Here is a 19,752-nt window from a genome sequence, read left to right as displayed (position 1 = left end):
TGCGGGAGGAGATCGCAATCAAAGCATGGGGCCGCTTGCCATCATGCTGGCGCAGCAGCTGAGAAACGGAACTCGAGACCATGACCACCCCTGCCACGCCCACCCAGGAACAGAGATCGGGCGGACGCGAAGCGCGCCGGCGCGCCCGCATGACCCGTTCGCCGAGCGGATTGCACCGGCCCTATATCGTGCGCGGCATCCCCACCTACGACGTGATGTCGGAAGAGAACCTGCTGCGCATCGAGGCGACCGCCGACCGCATCCTTGCCGAGATCGGCATCGAGTTCCGTGACGACCCGGTCGCGCTGGACCACTGGAAGCGGGCCGGTGCCAAGGTCGAGGGCGTGCTGGTGAAGTTCGAGCCCGGCATGCTGCGCGAGATCCTAAAGACCGCGCCGGTCGAGTTCACCCAGCATGCGCGCAACCCTGCCAATTCGGTGCAGATCGGCGGCAAGAATGTCGTCTTCTCGCCGGCCTATGGCTCGCCCTTCGTCATGGATCTCGACAAGGGCCGCCGTTACGGCACGATCGAGGATTTCGAGAACTTCGTGAAGCTCGCGCAGTCCTCGCCCTGGCTGCACCACTCCGGCGGCACGGTGTGCGAGCCGGTCGACGTGCCGGTCAACAAGCGCCATCTCGACATGGTCTATGCCCACATCCGCTATTCGGATCGCGGCTTCATGGGTTCGGTCACGGCCGAGAGCCGGGCCGAGGATTCCATCGACATGGCCCGCCTCGTCTTCGGCGAGCAATTCACCGACGAGAACTGCGTCATCCTTGGAAACGTCAACGTCAACTCGCCGCTGGTGTGGGACGCCACCATGACCACGGCGCTGCGCGCCTATGCCCGCGCCAACCAGGCCGCTGTCGTGGTGCCCTTCATCCTGGGCGGCGCCATGGGGCCCGTCACCAATGCCGGCGCGATTGCCCAGTCGCTGGCCGAGACCATGGCTGGCTGCGCGCTGACCCAATTGGAACGCCCGGGCGCGCCGGTGATCTTCGGCAACTTTTTGTCCTCGATGTCGCTGCGGTCCGGCTCGCCCACCTTCGGCACGCCGGAACCGGCCGTCGGTTCGATGGTCATCGGCCAGCTTGCGCGCAGGCTTGGCCTGCCGCTCAGGTGCTCCGGCAATTTCACCACGTCGAAGCTGCCCGACGCCCAGGCCATGAACGAGGGCACCGTGTCGATGCTGGCAGCCGTGCATTGCGGCGCCAACTTCATCCTGCATTCTGCCGGCTTCCTCGACGGCCTTCTGTCCATGTCCTACGAGAAATTCGTCATGGACTCCGACTTCTGCGGCGCTCTGCACAGCTATCTCGACGGCGTGAAGGTGGATGACAACCAGCTCGCGCTCGACGCCTTCCAGGAGGTCGGCCCAGGCAATCACTTCTTCGGCTGCGCCCACACCATGGCGAACTACGAGACCGCTTTCTGGGATTCGGAGATCGCCGACAACGAGGCCTTCGAGAAATGGGAGGTCGCCGGTTCGGAGGATGCCGCCACCCGCGCCAACAAGCGCTGGAAGAAGGCGCTGGCCGAGTATGAGGCGCCGCCGCTCGACGAAGGCATCGACGAGGCCCTGAAGGATTTTATCGCACGCCGCAAGGCATCGATGGACGACGCCTGGTATTGATATGGAAAAGGCTTCCGCAGGTGTCGGCGGAAGCCTTTTTCTTCTCGCTCACCTTCCCACCGGCGCGCCAGCCCGGTCAGCTCAATGCGCCGCGAGGCTGTTCCACAGCATGTAGATCGCCACCGCGAAGATGATCGCTGCGAAGATCTTGTTGAGCAGGCCCTTCTTGCCTGCAAGCCGTGACGCAAGCGCCGTGCCGACGGCACCGCCTAGAACGCCGCCGCCGATGAACTCCGCCGCCAGCGGCCAGTCCACGAGGCCCGACGCGGCATAGCTCACCGCCGTGGCAAGGCCGAGCGCACCGACGGCCAGCAGCGAGGACCCCACGGCGCTGAACATCGGCATGCCGGTGGCGAACATCAGCCCCGGCACGATAAGAAAGCCGCCGCCGATGCCGAAGAAGCCGGAGGCCATGCCGGCCATCAGCGCGACCAGCGCCGTCAGCAGGCACATGCGCAGGTCCACCGGCCGCTGGGCCGAGCCGCGGTCCCGCCGAGGCTTCAGCATCAGACCGCCCACGACCATCATCAGCAGCGCGAAGAGGGCGAGCAGGTGCTGTCCGTCCATCGCCTTGCCGATGCTCGAGCCGGCCAGCGCCCCGAGCGTGCCGATCACGGCAAAGACGATGGCGCAGCGCCACCACACATTGCCTTTCAGTGCATGGCCGGTGAAGTTGGCGAAGGCATTGACCGACACCGCCAGCGCGCCGGTGCCGATCGCCACATGGGGGCTTGCCACCCCGACGACATAGAGCAGGAGCGGCGTGGCGAGGATCGAGCCGCCACCGCCGACCAGCCCGAGCATGAAGCCGACCAGGCTGCCCGAGCCGACCGCGCTCAGCATTGTCCCGGTCATGACCGGAGCCTCCGATAGCGCCTGTCATGCACCACCATGCCCGTCACCATTGCGGCAACGAAAAGCGCGGTCTGCCAAATGCCCAGCGATAGCGACGCGACCGCCGGGCCCGGGCAGAAGCCGCCAAGCCCCCAGCCAAGGCCGAAGATCGCCGAACCCAGGATCAGCCGGCCATCGATCCGGTTCATCTCAGGCAAGTGGAAGGCCGGCTCGAAGGCGGGACGGTTCATGCGCCGGGCAAGCGTCACACCGCCGAACGCCACCACGACGGCGCCGCCCAGCACGAAGGCCAGGCTCGGGTCCCAATTGCCGAATATGTCGAGGAAGCCCTGCACCCGCGCCGGGTTGAGCATGCCCGAAAGCGCCAGGCCGAAGCCGAAGATCAAACCAGCCGCAAGTGCTACGAAAATCTGTGCCGAACGTGCCATTAGAGATCGCAGCGAAAACCGCGCCAGGCCGAGCACGCCGTGGCCGCTGGTGCAGCCGGAGCCCATGCGCGTGCCGAAGCCCACCAGCAGGCCCGCGACGATGATGATCGGCCAGGCAACCGTGACGGTGACCGCCGGCCACTGCCCAAACAGCGACAGGAACAGCACCGGCCCGAGCAGAAGGCCGACGACGAAGGCTAGGTTGGTGGAAATGTTGATCCCGCAGGCCAGCCGGCCGACGATGCCGCTGATGCCGGCAATACGTCCGTTGAGCACAAGCAGGATTGCGGCGGAAAGCCCGATCAGCATTCCGCCCGCGAGCGAGGGCCAGTAAGCGGTCATGCCCGCTCTCCTTCATTACAATAGATGCCATAGAGCGCCTCGATGAGCCGGGCCGCCCTCTCCTCCGTCAGCCGGTAAAAGATCTGCTTGCCCTCGCGGCGCGTCTCCACGATGCCGGCCTGCCGCAGCACGGTAAGCTGCTGCGACAAGGTCGGCTGGTGGACGTCGAGTTTCTCTTCCAGCTCGCCCACCGAATACTCGCCTTCCACCAAGGTGCAGGCGAGCATCAGGCGCACAGGGTGAGCCAGCGTCTTGAGCAGCACAGCCACCTCTCCGGCGCTCGCCGCCATGTCGGCCAGAGGCTTGCCCGCCGGCCGGATGTTTTCCATCACGTTCACCATTTTGCTCCTTCCAGCGCATCGAGCGGGAATTTCAGATATCGCCGGCCGTTGCTTTCGGGCTCCGGCAGCCTGCCACCCCGCACATTGACCTGCAGCGCGTGCAGGATCAGCTTCGGCATCGGCAGCGTCTTGTCGCGCGCTTCCCTGATCTTCACGAAGGAGGCCTCGTCCATGCCGGCGATATGCGGGTTGGCGCGCTTCTGCTCCGCCACCGTGCTTTCCCAGCGCGGCGCACGGCCGTTGGGCTGGTAGTCATGCCCGGTGTAGATGCGGGTCTCGTCGGGCAGCGCCAGGATGTCCTGGATCGAGCGCCACAAAACCTGCGCGCTGCCGCCCGGAAAGTCCGCGCGCGCCGTACCGCTGTCGGGCACGAACATCGTGTCGTGCACGAAGGCCGCATCGCCGATCACATAGGTGATCGAGGCCAGCGTGTGGCCGGGCGAGAACAGCACATGCGCTTCGATATTGCCGACCTTGAACTTGTCGCCATGGGCGAACAGCCGGTCCCACTGCGAGCCGTCAGCCTTCAGTTCGGGCCAGTTGTAGATCTCCTTCCAGAGCTTCTGGACGTCGACCACATGCTCGCCGATTGCCGTTGGCGCGCCGGTCTTCTGCTTCAGGTAGTGGGCGGCCGAAAAATGGTCGGCATGGGGATGGGTGTCGAGAATCCATTCGACCGTCAGCCCCTCTCTCTCGACATAGGCGAGAATCGCGTCGGCGCTGTCCGTCGAGGTCGAGCCGGATTTCTCGTCGAAGTCGAGCACGGGATCGACGATGGCGCATTTCTTCGTCTCGGGATCGGTCACGACATATTGCACGCTCCAGGTGCGCGGGTCGAAGAACGCCTCCACGTCCGGATGCTTGCGGTCGCGCGCCAGCCAGTTGGCGGCCATGGAAAGGTCGAGGCCGTGCGCCTTGCCGAAGGGCAGCACCTCATCCGCCTTCATGCGGCCGTCAAGAACTTCGCCCAAGGCATATAGCGCCAGCGCTCTCGCGCCGCTCTTGCAATGCGCCACCACAGGGCCCTTGGCCTGTGCAACTGTCGCCCGAAAGGCGCGGATGTCGGCCTCGGTGATGGTCTGTCCGGTGACGGGGATGAAGTCATAGTCGATACCCGCGCCCTCGGCCGCGCGCCTTTCGGCGGCCGTTCCGGGCTGTCCGGCTTCTTCGGCATCGGGGCGCACGTTGACAAGCTTCGAAACCCCTTCTTCCGCCAGCCGCGCGAAATCGGCGAGTTGCGGTTGCCCGGCGACAGAGAGCCGCTCGTCGATCTTGATCGTCTGCATGGGTACTTTCCCTTTCCAGAACTCAATATACGTTTTCATATATTGTATTCTGTCGAAATGACAAGAGGCTTTCCGAAACCGCGCATCCGCAATGGACCGTCCAGGAAAAAGCGCCTCAGGCGCCCGTCGGATCTTTCCGCAATTGTCGCGGCAAGCCGGCGGATCCCACAAAAATTCGCGACGAGCGGTGCCGGTCCGAGCCCGCCGCCACCCCTTCAGGATCGTCGGAAGAAAAGCGGCTGTGGAAAAACTTCGATAGCCTTATCATTTTAAGGGTTCGGTTTAAGTGTCGTTAACCCTGCGTCAGGCAGGGTCACGACGCATGAAATTCTCCCTGAAGTTCATGCAGGCGGCTCCGGTTCCCCCAACACCCCACCCGGAGTCGCCACCCACGGGCGGCGTGGCCGCCTTCCCGGTCAGAGCACCGGTTCCCGATGGCTCGTCCTCCCCCATCTCCGCACCGAACCACCGTCCGCCGGTGCGCGGAAATTTCGCCGCAATGCCATCCAAATCCGCTGGCAAGGCGGAGTCGTTTCACTGGCCGAACACCAAAGCTGATTGGTCGATTAATAATTTGTTGAGCGCCTACGATGACCATCGTGGCGCCCCCGAGACTGCGCATGTTCCAATTCGATAACGACCTGTTCCTGCTTCTGAATGCCGGCTCGGCGCCCAACGCCACGGTGGCGTGGCTGGCTATTTTCATAACCAGGTTTCTCGTTCTTTTGATTCCGCTCGGTCTGGCTGGCCTTTGGATTTCCGGCGGGCGCCGCAGCCGCCTCACCGCGATAGCTCTCTGCGCCGCGCTCGCAATCGCCATCGTCATGAGCGCCATTGTCGGGCTGGTCTTCTTCAGGCCTCGCCCCTTCATGGTCGGTCTCGGCCACGCATTGGTCGACCACCGCCCGAACTCTTCATTCCCCAGCAATCACGCGCTCGCCTTTGCCACCTGTGCAGCAGTGCTTTTCATGGTCAGGCGCAAGGGAGCCGCCTGGATCGCGACGGCGGCGGGCATCATCGTCGCCTGGTCGAGAATTTATATCGGCGTCCACTACCCTCTCGACATGCTCGGCTCCGTCGTGCTCGCCGCATTGGCGGCGATGGCCTCGCTCTGGATCATGGATCGCCACGGCGCGCAGCTGCTGTCTCTCGCGGAGCGCATGGAGAGGCTTGTTCTGGCGCCGTTCAGCAAAACATAGGAGCTCCGTGCCCCGGGCCGGCAAGGCCAGTTCACCACCTGGCGGTCCTGCGGCGATGCTGAAACTCAAGCGCTACCAGATGCCCCCTCAGGGCCTTGGCAAGCCCCGCCCCATCGACCACGCCGTCCTGAAACTTCCGCGTGAGGAATTTTGCTGCATCTCGTCCCTTTTCCGAAGGCACACCCTTAACGAAGCCGGCGTCGGCCAGGACCTGCTCGATGAGCGCCATGTCAGAGGACGAAAGATATTGCCGGTGACTGTGGGAAGTCATCCCGTTCTCCCAATCGGATTGTCTGCAGCCCCCCGGCAATCGGCAGCAATGGTGCCGACATGGCAATGTTGCACACCACCGACGGTGGCGTCTATTCGAGACAATGCCCGACCATTGACAGGTCTTTTACGGACAATACCCAATGCGGATATGCGCCTTTCATCCAAATTATCCTTGCAGCAGGGTTTTCCGGTTCCATAACGTGAACATCGTTGCGGCGGGTTTTGCCGCCGACCACCAGATGACGTGATCGACCAGGACCCTCGCGGAGAGATGGAAACGGGCATGAGTGGCTGTTCGCTCGTCTGGCTGCGCAACGACCTGCGCCTGGCCGACAATCCCGCGCTCGCGTCGGCAATCGCCCGCGGCGCAGGCGTGGTCGCGCTCTATGTTCACGAGACCGCTCCCGGTCTCAGGCCTCCCGGGGGCGCGGCACGCTGGTGGCTGGAAAGAAGCCTCGCTTCGCTTCGGGACAGTCTCGCTGAAGCGGGCATCGAGCTTCTGGTCGAGACCGGCGATGCCAGGGAAATCGTGCCTAAGGGGGCCGCGCGCCTGAAGGCGGCTTTCGTATGCTGGAACCGCAGATATGCGGCCGCCGAGCGTGACATCGACGCCGCCATAAAGACAACCCTGCGCGCAAACGGAGCCGCCGCCGCTTCCTTTCCCGGCAATGTGCTCGTCGAGCCCTGGGGAGTTCGCACCGGCGGCGGCGGCCCCTACCAGGTCTTCACTCCGTTTGCCAAGGCGGTGCGGCAGCATCACGTGGCGCCTCCACTCTCTCACCCTGAGGCAGGCTCCCGAACAACCCTGTCTTCACCGGACCCTGAAGGCCCCCTCACCGGCGAGCCGGCCTGGTCGCAAAAGCTCGCGAAACACTGGGCCGTGGGCGAAGAGGCCGCCCGCGCGGCTCTGCTGCGCTTCCTGGACAATTGCCTCGCAGGCTACGCCGAGAACCGCGACCGCCCAGCCATCGACGGAACCTCGTCGCTATCGCCATACCTGCGCTTCGGCGAGATCAGCGCCAGGCAGGTGTGGCACGCCGCCGGCGCCGTCTCGGCGCAAGACCCGGCAAAGGCAGCGCAGGTGGAAAAATTCCTTTCCGAGCTGATCTGGCGCGACTTCAACTATCACCAGCTCTATCATCGCCCTGACATCGCCAGTCTCGATATGCGCGACAGCCTGGCCGGCCTGGAATGGCGCAACGACGAAGCTGCGCTGCGTGCCTGGGAGCGGGGCCTCACCGGGTTCCCGATCGTGGATGCTGGCATGCGTCAGCTTTGGGAAACCGGATGGATGCACAACCGCGTGCGCATGCTGGCGGCGTCACTGCTGACAAAGAACCTGCTCATCGACTGGCGGCTGGGCGAAAGATGGTTCTGGGACACGCTGGTCGACGCGGACATGGCCAGCAACCCCGGGAACTGGCAGTGGGTGGCCGGCTGCGGCATGGACGCCGCGCCCTATTTCCGCATCTTCAATCCCGTCCTGCAAGGCCAGCGGTTCGACCCGGACGGCAGCTATGTCAAACGCTGGGTGCCTGAACTGGCCGCCCTGCCCGCCATCTGGGTGCACCGCCCGTTCGAAGCCCCCGAAACCGAGCTAACGGCCGCCGGCGTGACACTCGGCGGAACCTACCCACGCCCCATCGTCGACCTGAAGGCCTCGCGGGACCGCGCAATGCGGGCCCGAGCAGTACCATAGCTTGCCCGGCTGGGGCGTGGGTTCGCCATCGCTACCTTTGCTGGCATTTTTTGCACTTGACAGCCAGAGGTAGAAACCTACTTGGCGGTGTACCCCAATCTGGAGGGAGAGGAAGTATGCCAAAGCAACGACCTCAACCGAAGAAATTGCGCGCGACGGCGCCCGGGTCCACTCGAGACGAGACAAAGCCGAGGCTCCTTCTCGCCGGATATGATCCGGCGACCACAGACCATGCGCGCGTGTCACAGCCGGACCATCGTCCGGAACGCCCGCTCATATTCATTGCGGACCACGACCATGAACTTCGCGACAGGATTCGCACGATCCTTGTGCAGTCTGGCTGGACCGTCGAGGACCGTGAGACGCCCGACGATTATCTCGAAGCCTGCCGTCTGCATTCACCGGATGAACCCTGCCGCTGGTCGCCCGCCATCATCATTGCGAGCGAGAGCGACATGTCGATGGCCATTCAGGTCGTAAAGATAAGCGCGTCGAACTTCATTTCGAAACCGGTCAAACGCGACGAACTGCTGCTTGGTATCAAGCGTGCGCTTGAGTGGTCGAGGCGAGGGTTCAGGCCACCCGACCCGGAAGAGTTTTCCGGCAGCCATATCTCGAGGCTGACACCCCGGCAGGTACAGATCATGGAACTGGTACTCGCCGGCCACCCAAGCAAGAACATCGCTGCGGATCTCGGCATCAGTCGACGCACGGTCGAGAACCATCGCTCCGCCATCATGAAAAAGACAGGTGTGAAATCCCTGCCGGCCTTGACCAGGCTGGCGCTTGCCAGGTCCTGGAACGCGACGGACACCTCAGCCCCTGACGAATAAGCTCCGTCGCTCAGGTGGTCAGCCGCTGGGTTCGTGGCAGTCGAGCCACGCTGCCGCAGGCGCATTCAACAAACCGCTAAATCTTACCTGAATCATGGCCGGAACTTAGATATTCGTCGATATATTTTCCTATCGCGTCAGTACCTTCCGGCATATGGTATTCATGGCCATTGGCGAATGCCAGGTATCCATACACCTGCCGGTTGTCGATATATTGGGAAATCCCGCCCGTTCTCGCACTTTCTGAAAACACTACGTATTCGTGACGGCCCGTATCATCGGTGTATCGCAGGCTCTTTGCGACGTCCGAGCGTACGAGATAGGTGCAGTGGACGACCGGCACCTCATGGACACCGCGGATCCATCTGTTCAAAATCCAGTAATACTGGTCGCAGTCCTTGTAGTAACCGTTCTCATCGATCTCCGCGTGGAAGTTGGAATAGATCAAATGAGGATTCATTGACCGCAACAACGGCGAGACAATCGGCATGTCTAGCGACAGCAACTCGCGCAGTGTGGAGGGCATCAGGAAATTGTCCACATCGGCCACGAAGTAGAAATCGCAGTCATTCTCGACGGCGCGCCTCAGGCTGATGTCGCGGATTTCGCCGAGAACCCGGAACCGCGCGGGGTTCCATTCGTGCACTGCATACTGCTGGACGCGGGTCTGAACGTCCTCTGCGTCGAATTCAACACCGGCGTAGAGATGCCCCACACAGCTCACCCAATCGCGCAGGATACGTTCTGTTCCATCCGTGTTGTTGTTGGTGCGGATGTACAGGAAGATGGAAGATTTCGGGTATTCCAGCGCTTCGATGCACCGGAGATATAGCGGCAGAAACTCCTCTTTCTGCTTGGCCAAGATGGCAAGAAGCACCCTTGGCGATCCGGCGACGCGCGAATGGAGCCATCTCGGCGGCATCAGGGCATGTTGTTCCGCGAAGCTCTTCGTTGCCGCCGATCCCAGGTCCGGCTCCTTCATCAATCGTCCGCTGGCAAACCGGGCGTTCGACACCAAACGAGACAGGTCGGCGCCCGCGAATTTTCCCGTCGCGAGGATTTTCAGGCAGGCGTCGAGGCTCTCCGCATAGTGCCCTGACCAGTACGCGTTGACAGAAAACTCATCCAGAAGGCCGGTCTCGTAGATCCAGCGCTCGACGAACAGCCCGTCGGCCGGCATGGCTATGGCCAGTCCCCGCTTCGCAAGCTGGTACCCTTCCTCGTAGCGCTTCCTGTGACGGCAGAACCGGCTTGCTGCGTGCAGCGCCTCGGACCGGGTGGCCAAGGCATCCGACGCGCGAACATATGCATCGATCACCTCCTGCTCGGCGTAGCCGAGCCACTCCTTGAGCTGGGCTGCATAGTAGAGGCTGACGAATACTTCCTGCGGCCAAAACCCCATCTCGGCCCTGATAAGGTAATTTTCCAACGCCCTTTCGCGCTCGCCGAAATCGCGGTAGCTCTGCGCCAGATAAAACCGGTAGCGCGAAAGCAGGAATGCGTTGGTCTCCGTCTCCACCGCGGCTTCAAGCACCGCTGCGTCGCGCCGATAGGTCTGCGGGTCCTTCCGGCGCGCACCGTCGTGGTTTCGTCGCATGCGGATCCCGGAGAGGTGCCCTGACGGGCCGGCATCATCGCAGGTGATATATTCGTGCAGCACGCCTTCGTAGCGCCACGGCAGGGCGCTGCGCACCAGCTGCGTGCGTCGATACGAGATCGAGGTATCGGCAATGTCTATCGAGTAGGAATCTGCCGCCAGTGGAGGAAGACCACCACCGGGCCCGATCTCCAGGGCGTCGTCCGCGTCGATGATCAGCGTGTACTCGCTCTTCCCGCGGGCCAGATCGAGGGCTTCGGAGCGGTTGTGGGCAAAGTCGCGCCAGGGCCTCTCGTGCAACTCGCCGGGCAGGTCGCGCATGTGCTCGCGGATAATGTCCTGGGTGCCATCGGTGGACCCGGTATCGACGATCACCCAGTAGTCGATGATCGGCCGCACACTGTCGAGACACCGGCGGATCACCGCCGCCTCGTTCTTGACGATCATGTTCAGGCAAACTTTCCGGCTTGGGGTGGTCATCGTATACTCCGTCGAGAAGAGCTGGATGATGAGGTGCACTCATGCCCGCCTGCGGCCATCCCATGAAGAGACGGCATTTTCTGTCTTTGCTCGGGATTGGCGTAGCGCTTCCGTTGAAGAATGCCATGGCGCGCCCCACTTCTTCGGGCGTGACGCTGCTCAACGCCGAACTGGAGCTTGGGGGTGAGTGGGGCGGATCCGCGCCTGCAGATGCAGCCGCAGTGATCGAGCGTATGCGCAAGGCCTGTCTGGCGGATGTTGCCCTGCTCTCCGACCGCCAGCCCCAAAGACTTCGCGTCGACGACAAGTCGGGGAGCAATCCCTCCATCTGGCTTCACACCGACAAGCCGACGACCGCCTGGATCAAAGTCATCGTCGGCACTCGCGACTGGTGCAATCTCGCCTATCAGTTCGGGCATGAATTCGGCCACGTGTTCTGCAACAGCTGGCAGCGGGACGCCAACCCGCGCAACCCCTGCCAGTGGATCGAGGAAGCGCTGGCCGAAGCCTTCTCGCTGCGCGGCCTGCGGCTCCTGGCCGACGACTGGATGCACGCCCCTCCCTTCCCGAACGACGCGAAATACGCCAGCTCCATTCGGAAATACCGGGAAGCCCTTGTGACCGGTTATCGCAAGACCGCGCAGGAGCAACGCGTTCCGGCGGGGTTCGGCGCCTGGTACAAGAGGCAGAAGCCTTTCCTTGACGAGCACGGGGGCCTTGATTCCGCGCGCGGCGCGGTGCTGACGATGCTCGATCTTCTGGAAGGCGATCCCGCCATGGTCGCCGACTTGGGAGCACTGAACCGATGGCCGGAGCGGAGCGGCGTTCCCTTGCACGACTACCTCAACTTCTGGGAAAAGAGCTGCACGGATCTGAACGCGCCTGGCCTCTTGCCGGCGCGACTGGGCGAGCTTTTCGCCGGCCCCTGAGCGGACGCCGTTTCGGATGGGCCCCTGCTTTTGCCACGGCCGAGTAAGCCATTCCCCTACCCCCTTTCCATATCCGGCAGCGAAGCCGTTCCAGGCATGGCTTCCGACTGGCGAGGCGGCACGCGCTCGAGTGCGGCGAGCTCGTCGCTCGCCTCGGCTGCTCCGAGGGAAGCCGCATGCGCGTACCAACGTCTTGCCGTTTCGAGATCCTCCGGCCCGCCCAGTCCTTTCGCGGCGTAACGGGCGAGCATCAGGGCAGCCGTCGGGTGGCCCTGGTCGGCGGCCTTGGCGAACCAGCGCCGGGCCTCCTGATGATCGGCTTCAAGATCATGATCGCCGCCGTGAAGGACGCCCAGAGCGAACATTGCGCCCGAGTGCCCTTCGCACGCTGCGCGCAGGAGCCAGGATCTTGCCAGTTGATGATCGCGCGGCACGCCGCGGCCGACCACGTGCAGCTCCGCAAGCGCAAGCTGGGCGTCCTCTACGCCGGCGTCTGCGGCACGGGCAAGCCAGGCCGCGGCCTCGGCATCGTCCCTTGCCACGCCGCGGCCTTCGACAAGCATTCGGCCATACCAGTATTGCGCGTTCGGAACTCCCGCCGCGGCGCGCTTCAGCCAGAAAGCGGCAAGCTCGTCGTTGCGGGGTTCGCCCACGCCTTCAGCCAGACAGACGGCGTAGTTGAACGCGCCAATCAGGTCGCCTTGCTCGGCCGCGCGCTTGAACCATTCATGCACGGGCGGTGGCTCGCCCGCGAGCGAGGCTGCCTCTCCCGTCTGCAGCAGTACCGCGAGGTCGGTTTGGGCTTCCTGATCGCCGGCCTCAGCCGCCCGATTGAACCAAATGGCTGCCTCGTCCGCGTCCCGCACTACGCCGGCACCGGTAAGATAAAGCATCCCAAGCGCACGCGCCGCCGCCCTGTGCCCGCGCTCGGCCGCGGTGTGGAGCCAGTGCGCGGCCTCGGCGTAGTTGGGCGGCATGGAACCGCCACGGGCATAGATATCGCCGAGCATGGCTGCCGCGTCGCGGTCGCCGCCGACAGCGGCGCGGCGCAGCCAGCTTTCACCGTTGAGCGGATCGGCCGGCCCCCCGCGGCCCTCGAGCAGCATCATGCCAAGTCTCGCCTGGGCCTTGCAGTGCCCGGCCTCTGCTGCGATTGTGAAGTGATGCCGCGCCTTTGCATCGTCCGGCACGCCAGCATCGCATTCGGCACTAACGCCAAGCAGGTAATGCGCGGTTGGCAAGCCTGCTTCCGCGGCGCGGGCGAGCTCGGCATGGGCGGCCATCGTCATGGTCGCTCTGTTTGCGCGTACTATCAATGCAATGGCGTAGCCAAGCCTGCCCTGCGGGCAACCCTGCCCGGCCGATTTGCGGTACCAGCTGAACGCTGCGTCCGGATCGCGCAAATCATCGGGTCCGGACGAAAGGATGAAGCCGAGCATTGCCTGGGCATCCGGTGCACCCGCCTCGGCCGCGCGACGGGCCCAGAGCGCGGCCGCGTGGTAATCGGGCTCCGCATTCTGCGCCGCAACCGGTTCAAACAATCCGCCGCCCTGCTCCACCGCAGTCCGCGGCAAACCGAACAGATGGAGTTGGGCCAGACGGCACTGCGCACGCACATGGCCGGCCTCGGCAGCGCGGTAGTACCAGCGAGCCGCGGAGGCCTGATGTTGCACCGTGCCGTTGCCTCCAAGGTAACGCTCGCCGACGATAAACGCCGCTTCCGCATCGCCTCGTTCGGCCGCCGCAACGAACAGGGCCAGAGATCGCTCCGGCTCCTTCTCCGCGAGGCGTTGCGCACGCGAGCGTGCCCACCTCGCCGAGCGGGATGCGAGACGATCAAATGGCGTGGCCAGTAGGTTCAATCCAGTCATACGAGTCACGGCTCGCGCATGCTGTCATAGGCAACGGGGAGGATCTTGTTGACGAAGTAGGCCAGGATGGAACGCGTCCCGACCTTCACATCGGCGGTCAACGGCATGCCCGGCATGAGGCGGAAGCCAGGCGGCGTGCCGTGCAGCAACAGCTTTCCAATTGCGATGTCGGCTTTGTAATAGAGCGTGCTTGGCCGGTTCGGCAGCGCCGTGCCGCCTTCCTGCGCCGTAGTTTCGGGGCTGAAGCTATCGGCGCTGATCGAGCGCACCACGCCATGTGCACTGCCATATTGAAGAAACGGCAAGGTATCGAATTTGATCGTTACCTCGTCGCCCGATCGGACATAGCCGCTTTCGATGCCCGAAATATCGGCCTCGACCGAAAGCGGCGCGTCGAGCGGCACCAGCTGGATGAGCGGCTCGGCCGTGGTGACGACCGAGCCTGCCGAAATCTTGGCCACCGAAAGCACGACCGCATCGCGCGGTGCGGTGAGCACTACAAGCTCGCTGTGCAGTGTGGCTTTGGAATAGTCCTGCTGGGCCTGCACCAGCTTGCGACGCGTCTCCGCGAGATCTTGCGAGTTCTGGCTGCTCCAATGCTGGACGAAGGTTTCACGCTCAGCCTGCAAGGCGGCCACCTTGCGGCGCGCTTGGGCGGCATCCGATTCAGCCTGGGAAAGCGAAGCCTGCATCGTGAGCCGAACATCCTTTGCAAGCATCGTGTTGAGCAGGCTGCCGACCTGCAGATCCTGAAGTTTCAGGCGCATCTCTTCTATGCCGGTGGCGAGGCCGATGCGCTGGCGATAATAGGTGGCCTGCGCTTCATCGCCCGCGATCTGCGTCTTCAGCTGGTCGATCTTCTGGTCGAAATTCTCCAGGGAAAATTTGCGTTCGTTGTTCTGCTGGACGAAGATCGCCATCTGCAGGCTGGCGTGCGGGTTGGTCCGGTCGGGCACGTATTCATCGCCGTCGCCTATTGCCTGCAATCGCGCCGCCGCGGCACTGAACAAATCGACCTGATCCTTCAGCGCGGTAAGATCGGCGGTGCTGAAAGTCGGGTTGAGACGGGCAAGCACCTGGCCCTTCCGGACGATGTCACCCTTCCTCACATCGATGCTCTCGATGATGGTTTGATCGAAAGGCTGAATGACAATGTTGGGCGCCTCGGCAACAAGTTTGCCGCTGGCCGAAACAATCTTGTCGATGCGGATCAGCCCGCTCGCCGCCAGCATCGAAACGACCAGAAGAAAGACCAGGAAGGTCATCGCGCGCGCGAGCTTCGGCACCGGAGTGGCGATGATCGCGGCTGAAGGACTGCCGAATTCCAGGGCGGCGAGTGGCAGCGGGCCGGCGCCCGCCGACGCGCTGTCATTGGCGGGCGAGAACCGGAGCCGGGTTCGCATGTGCCTTTCCTCGAGGATCGATATGGCGGTTCTGTTGCAGCCAGAGATGGCGATAGACGGCGCAGCGCTCGACCAGTTCGTCATGGGGCCCGAGATCGATGACCTGGCCGCGGTCGAGCACAAGGATCTGGTCGCAATAGACCAGCGAAGACAGCCGGTGCGAGACGATCACCATCGTGCGTCCGCGCGCTATGCGCTGGAGGTTGGCGTTGATCAGCGCCTCGCTTTCCGGGTCGAGCGCGGAGGTGGCTTCATCGAGGATCATGAGCTTCGGATCGACGATCAGTGCGCGCGCTATGGCAAGGCGCTGGCGCTGGCCGCCGGAAAGGTTGGGCGAGCCTTCCTGGATCCAGGTTTCATAGCCCTGCGGCAGGCGCTCGATGAACTCCTCCGCGCCGGCGAGCCTGGCCGCGCGCACCGCGTCCTCGAAGCTAAGGCCTGGTCGCCCGGCGAGGATATTGTCCTTGACCGTGCCGCGGAACAGGAAATTCTCCTGCAGCACGACGCCGAAGCTCTGGCGCAGGTGGCGCAGATTGATTTCGCGCAGATCTGTCCCGTCGATCTTGACCGCCCCCGAATACTCGCGGTTGATACCCATCAGCAGCCGCGTGACGGTGGATTTGCCCGAGCCCGAGCGACCTACCAGCCCGAGCATGGTGCCCGGCGCGATGGAGAAACTGACTTTGTCGAGCGCGGGGGTCTTGGTGCCTTCGTACTTGAAGGTGACGTCCTCGAAATTGATCGCGCCTTCGAATTTCGGCCGCAGCCCATGGGTCAGCGCCCGCTTCTCGGTTGGCCGGTTGAGAACCGAGCCGACCTGCGAAAGCGCCTCGCGCGCCTCTTGCACGTCCTGCAGCAGGCGCGCGAGATTCACCAATGGGCCGGCGACGCGGCCGCCAAGCATCATGAAGCCGATCAAACCGCCGAGCGACAGCGGGTTGCTGGATGTAAGCGCAATATAGGCGCCGAGCGCCAACACGCCGGCCTGGGTGTATTTCTCGAACGGCATCACCAGCACCATCGGCCAGTTGCTCAGCCTGCCCATCTGCAGGTTGAGTTCGCCTACCCTCGCCGTCCGTTGGTCCCATTCCGCCGCGCGGCTGTCTTCCAGGCAGAGCGACTTGACGGTGCGGATGCCGTAAATACTTTCGACAAGCGTCGAGCCTCTGTCAGACTCTGCCTGGACCTGCTTGGCCGTCATGCGAGCCAGGGGTTTCAGGAAGACCGCTATGACCAGCGTGACGCAGCAGGCGGCGGCCAGCACGGTCCATGCAAGCGTTGCCTCCATGTAGAACAGCACAGGCAACAGCAGCAGAACCATCGAGAGATCGAGGAACGTCGTTATCATCCGCCCTGTCAGGAACTCGCGCACGCGGTAGAGCTGGCTGACCTTGTAAGACAGTTCGCCCGCCTGGTTCCGCTCGAAGAAATCCATCGGGAGCGCCACCAGCCGGTCGAAGATGGCCAGGTTCATCCTGGTGTCCAGGCGGCTGGCGAGAATGACGAGCAGCATCCGCCGCGACAAGGCGATGAGCATCTCGAAAGCAAGTGCGATCACCAGGATGACGACGAGCAGGGCGAGCGTGTTGGAGCTTTGATGCATCACCACCGTGTTCAGGGTCGTCATGATCATCAGGATGGGCATCACGCTGAGGATGGTGATGGTGATCGAGCCGATCGCCACGTCGCGCAGGATCGTCTTTTCTCCCCACACAAGGCGGGTAAGCAACCCGAGGTTAAACGGTGCCTCGTCTTCATTGTCCTGGCGTGAGGTGCGAACCAGCAAGGTTGCGCCATCCCAGACATGCCTGAGACGGAGTTCGTCGACTTCTACCGGCGCTTGCGAGTTCGGCGCGCATGGGTCGCGCACCAGAAGCATCCGATGCTCATGATCACGGCCGACGACCAGGGCAGCATCGCCATCGGCGAGCAGCAACAGGATAGGTGCCGGGCTGTCGATCTTCAGCAGTTGACGAAAGGTAAGACGCACGCAGCGTGCCCACAGCCCCGACTGGCGAAACCAGTCCGTCAGAACTGCCGGGGAAGGCACGGCTCCCGCAGCACCGAGCTTCAGCGGGTCAGGATCGGCTCCGTAATAGCGGGCAACTTTCATGGCGGCAGCCAGGCGTGCACCCGTCCGGCGCGCTCCGCGGCTTGCAGCGGCCGCATTTGCAGGTCCGTCAGCCGCAGCCTCTTGCGGCATCGGCCCAGCCGGGCAGAAATTCATATCGGCAGTTGGCGCAATATTCTTGCTCATCTTGGATCACTCGATAGAAGCTGGCAGGTTTCTGTCGAAGTGAAGAGACCGGCCACGATGGCCGGTCTCCTTTCACCAATTCGGGCTTAGTCCTTTGGCATCGTCAGTTTACGTGCGTAGTCCTCCAGGTTGAGCGAGGTCATCGTGCCCGAGTGACCGGTCTGCTGGACGGTCGTTCCGATCGACGCGAGCGCAGTGTTTCCGCTGCTTGCAGGCAACGACGATCCCCAATGCGGCACGATATCGGTTGGCGTCAGGTTTCCGTTCAGCCCCTGCGCAATGCTCCGGAGAGACACTTCACTGCCGAACGTGACACCGTCTGCCGTCGACCCTACGCCTCGATAGGCATTTTGAGCGGGCATGAAGGACATGTGGTCTTTCAACTGCCCCAGATTGCTCCAGCCGGGAAGCCATTTCGGCCAGCCAGGCCATCCATGCCCACCGGTATGTCCGCCGGGCGGATCTGCCGGGCCTCTCGGGCCTGTCGGGCCCGTCGGACCGGCTGGACCCGTCGGACCAGTCTTGCCGGTGGCGCCGGTCGCGCCTGTTGGGCCGGTCTTGCCAGTGGCGCCGGTCGCGCCCGTCGGGCCGGTCTTGCCAGTGGCGCCGGTCGCGCCCGTCGGGCCGGTCTTGCCGGTCGCGCCGGTCGGGCCTGTCGGGCCTGTCGGGCCGGTCTTGCCGGTGGCGCCTGTCGAGCCGGTCTTTCCGGTAGCGCCGGTCGCGCCGGTCGGGCCGGTCTTGCCGGTGGCACCGGTCGCGCCTGTCGGGCCGGTCTTGCCCGTGGCACCGGTCGGACCTGTCGGGCCGGTCTTGCCAGTGGCGCCGGTCGCGCCTGTCTTGCCGGTGGCGCCGGTCGCGCCTGTCGAGCCGGTCGCACCAGTGTCTCCCGTGGCGCCGGTATCGCCAGTCGCGCCGGTGTCACCCGTCGCGCCAGTGTCTCCCGTCGCGCCGGTGTCACCCGTCGCGCCAGTATCACCCGCCGCACCGGTGTCGCCAGTCGCACCGGTATCGCCAGTGGCTCCGGTATCGCCGGTCGCGCCGGTGTCACCCGTGGCGCCGGTATCGCCAGTCGCACCGGTATCTCCGGTCGCGCCCGTGTCGCCAGTCGCACCGGTATCTCCAGTGGCGCCGGTGTCGCCGGTCGCACCGGTATCTCCGGTCGCGCCGGTGTCGCCAGTCGCGCCGGTGTCGCCGGTGGCACCGGTATCTCCGGTCGCGCCCGTGTCGCCAGTGGCTCCGGTATCGCCGGTCGCGCCGGTGTCGCCGGTTGCGCCAGTGTCGCCGGTTGCGCCAGTGTCTCCGGTCGCGCCAGTATCTCCCGCCGCGCCGGTATCACCAGTCGCGCCAGTGTCGCCCGTGGCGCCGGTGCCACCCGTGGCGCCGGTGTCTCCCGTCGCGCCGGTATCTCCCGTCGCGCCGGTGTCGCCCGTCGCACCGGTGCCACCCGTGGCGCCGGTGTCGCCAGTCGCGCCAGTATCTCCCGTCGCGCCGGTATCGCCGGCGGCGCCAGTATCTCCCGTCGCGCCGGTGTCGCCCGTCGCACCGGTGTCACCCGTGGCGCCGGTATCTCCGGTCGCGCCGGTGTCGCCGGTTGCGCCAGTGTCTCCGGTCGCGCCAGTGTCGCCCGTCGCGCCGGTATCGCCGGTGGCTCCGGTATCGCCGGTGGCACCAGTGTCTCCCGTCGCGCCAGTATCGCCAGTGGCGCCGGTGTCTCCAGTCGCGCCGGTATCGCCAGTGGCACCGGTGTCTCCAGTCGCGCCGGTGGCGCCGGTGCCACCCGTGGCGCCGGTGTCGCCAGTCGCGCCGGTGTCGCCCGTGGCGCCGGTGTCGCCCGTGGCGCCGGTGTCGCCAGTCGCGCCGGTATCGCCCGTGGCGCCGGTATCTCCCGTCGCGCCGGTGTCACCCGTGGCGCCAGTGTCTCCCGTGGCACCGGTGTCACCCGTCGCGCCCGTGTCACCAGTCGCGCCGGTATCGCCAGTCGCGCCGGTATCGCCGGTTGCGCCGGTGTCACCCGTCGCGCCAGTGTCGCCCGTCGCGCCGGTATCTCCAGTCGCTCCGGTATCGCCAGTCGCGCCGGTATCTCCGGTCGCGCCGGTATCTCCAGTCGCTCCGGTATCGCCGGTCGCGCCGGTGTCTCCAGTGGCGCCGGTATCGCCGGTCGCGCCGGTGTCTCCCGTGGCGCCAGTGTCACCCGTCGCGCCGGTGTCACCCGTCGCGCCGGTGTCACCCGTGGCGCCGGTATCGCCGGTCGCGCCGGTATCTCCGGTCGCGCCGGTATCTCCAGTCGCTCCGGTATCGCCGGTCGCGCCGGTGTCTCCAGTGGCG

14 protein-coding genes and 1 pseudogene are annotated in these 19,752 nt (G+C 64.5%); 5 read left to right on the top strand and 10 right to left on the bottom strand.

Features of this window, described 5'->3' with window-relative positions; translation table 11 throughout:
- Window positions 1–80 precede the first annotated feature (80 nt).
- Window positions 81–1,634 carry a trimethylamine methyltransferase family protein gene (locus tag AC3A4H_RS21360; protein WP_487768512.1) on the top strand — a complete coding sequence of 518 codons (1,554 nt, stop codon included), beginning with the start codon at window positions 81–83 and terminating at the stop codon, window positions 1,632–1,634.
- A gap of 81 nt (window positions 1,635–1,715) precedes the next feature.
- Here AC3A4H_RS21360 and AC3A4H_RS21355 read toward each other — a convergent pair whose 3' ends face one another.
- From AC3A4H_RS21355 to blh, 4 genes are read right to left on the bottom strand one after another with little or no spacing between them, the layout of a single operon-like run.
- Window positions 1,716–2,489, bottom strand: coding sequence for a sulfite exporter TauE/SafE family protein (locus AC3A4H_RS21355; protein WP_487768511.1), 774 nt, complete (start codon window positions 2,487–2,489; stop codon window positions 1,716–1,718).
- The gene (locus AC3A4H_RS21350; RefSeq protein WP_487768510.1) at window positions 2,486–3,259 is read right to left on the bottom strand and encodes a YeeE/YedE family protein; all 774 of its coding nucleotides are present in this window, start codon (window positions 3,257–3,259) and stop codon (window positions 2,486–2,488) included. Before AC3A4H_RS21350 ends, AC3A4H_RS21355 begins: the two co-directional genes overlap by 4 nt.
- On the bottom strand, window positions 3,256–3,600 hold the full coding sequence (gene bigR, locus AC3A4H_RS21345; protein ID WP_487768509.1) for a sulfite-sensing transcriptional repressor BigR: 345 nt from the start codon (window positions 3,598–3,600) through the stop codon (window positions 3,256–3,258). The genes AC3A4H_RS21350 and bigR overlap by 4 nt, the downstream gene beginning before the upstream one ends.
- Entirely contained in the window at window positions 3,594–4,886 is a 1,293-nt protein-coding gene (gene blh, locus AC3A4H_RS21340; RefSeq protein WP_487768508.1) for a bifunctional sulfur transferase/dioxygenase Blh, read from the bottom strand. The genes bigR and blh overlap by 7 nt, the downstream gene beginning before the upstream one ends.
- Before the next feature lie 620 nt (window positions 4,887–5,506).
- Between blh and AC3A4H_RS21335 the strand changes: the two genes are divergently transcribed.
- Window positions 5,507–6,085, top strand: coding sequence for an undecaprenyl-diphosphatase (locus AC3A4H_RS21335; protein ID WP_487768507.1), 579 nt, complete (start codon window positions 5,507–5,509; stop codon window positions 6,083–6,085).
- A gap of 31 nt (window positions 6,086–6,116) precedes the next feature.
- On the opposite strand, the gene AC3A4H_RS21330 is transcribed toward AC3A4H_RS21335, so the two are convergent.
- Window positions 6,117–6,356, bottom strand: a complete 240-nt coding sequence (locus tag AC3A4H_RS21330) for a hypothetical protein (protein WP_348780753.1) — start codon at window positions 6,354–6,356, stop codon at window positions 6,117–6,119.
- Between the two features lie 285 nt (window positions 6,357–6,641).
- Here AC3A4H_RS21330 and AC3A4H_RS21325 point away from each other — a divergent pair, with 285 nt between their 5' ends.
- Window positions 6,642–8,057 (top strand): cryptochrome/photolyase family protein, encoded by a 1,416-nt coding sequence (locus AC3A4H_RS21325; RefSeq protein ID WP_487768506.1) that lies wholly within the window; start codon window positions 6,642–6,644, stop codon window positions 8,055–8,057.
- Between the two features lie 146 nt (window positions 8,058–8,203).
- Complete coding sequence (locus tag AC3A4H_RS21320) at window positions 8,204–8,890, top strand: response regulator transcription factor (RefSeq protein WP_487768505.1); 687 nt, start codon at window positions 8,204–8,206, stop codon at window positions 8,888–8,890.
- Between the two features lie 76 nt (window positions 8,891–8,966).
- Here AC3A4H_RS21320 and AC3A4H_RS21315 read toward each other — a convergent pair whose 3' ends face one another.
- Entirely contained in the window at window positions 8,967–11,006 is a 2,040-nt protein-coding gene (locus AC3A4H_RS21315; RefSeq protein ID WP_487768504.1) for a glycosyltransferase family 2 protein, read from the bottom strand.
- 86 nt (window positions 11,007–11,092) lie between these two features.
- Between AC3A4H_RS21315 and AC3A4H_RS21310 the strand changes: the two genes are divergently transcribed.
- The gene (locus tag AC3A4H_RS21310; RefSeq protein ID WP_487768503.1) at window positions 11,093–11,896 is read left to right on the top strand and encodes a hypothetical protein; all 804 of its coding nucleotides are present in this window, start codon (window positions 11,093–11,095) and stop codon (window positions 11,894–11,896) included.
- Between the two features lie 56 nt (window positions 11,897–11,952).
- Here the strand turns inward: AC3A4H_RS21310 and AC3A4H_RS21305 are convergent, their stop codons facing one another.
- The 4 genes and pseudogenes from AC3A4H_RS21305 to AC3A4H_RS21290 form a co-directional block, all read right to left on the bottom strand.
- Window positions 11,953–13,767 (bottom strand): tetratricopeptide repeat protein, encoded by a 1,815-nt coding sequence (locus tag AC3A4H_RS21305; protein ID WP_487768502.1) that lies wholly within the window; start codon window positions 13,765–13,767, stop codon window positions 11,953–11,955.
- 5 nt (window positions 13,768–13,772) lie between these two features.
- Window positions 13,773–15,170 carry an HlyD family type I secretion periplasmic adaptor subunit gene (locus tag AC3A4H_RS21300; RefSeq protein ID WP_487768501.1) on the bottom strand — a complete coding sequence of 466 codons (1,398 nt, stop codon included), beginning with the start codon at window positions 15,168–15,170 and terminating at the stop codon, window positions 13,773–13,775.
- On the bottom strand, window positions 15,136–17,283 hold the full coding sequence (locus AC3A4H_RS21295) for a peptidase domain-containing ABC transporter (protein ID WP_487768500.1): 2,148 nt from the start codon (window positions 17,281–17,283) through the stop codon (window positions 15,136–15,138). Before AC3A4H_RS21295 ends, AC3A4H_RS21300 begins: the two co-directional genes overlap by 35 nt.
- A gap of 230 nt (window positions 17,284–17,513) precedes the next feature.
- A pseudogene (locus tag AC3A4H_RS21290) lies at window positions 17,514–19,752 on the bottom strand (hypothetical protein); the annotation flags it as partial.

The organism is Pseudaminobacter sp. Soil_N_29, assembly GCF_057656055.1.
This window is presented reverse-complemented; position numbering and strand designations above follow the sequence as displayed.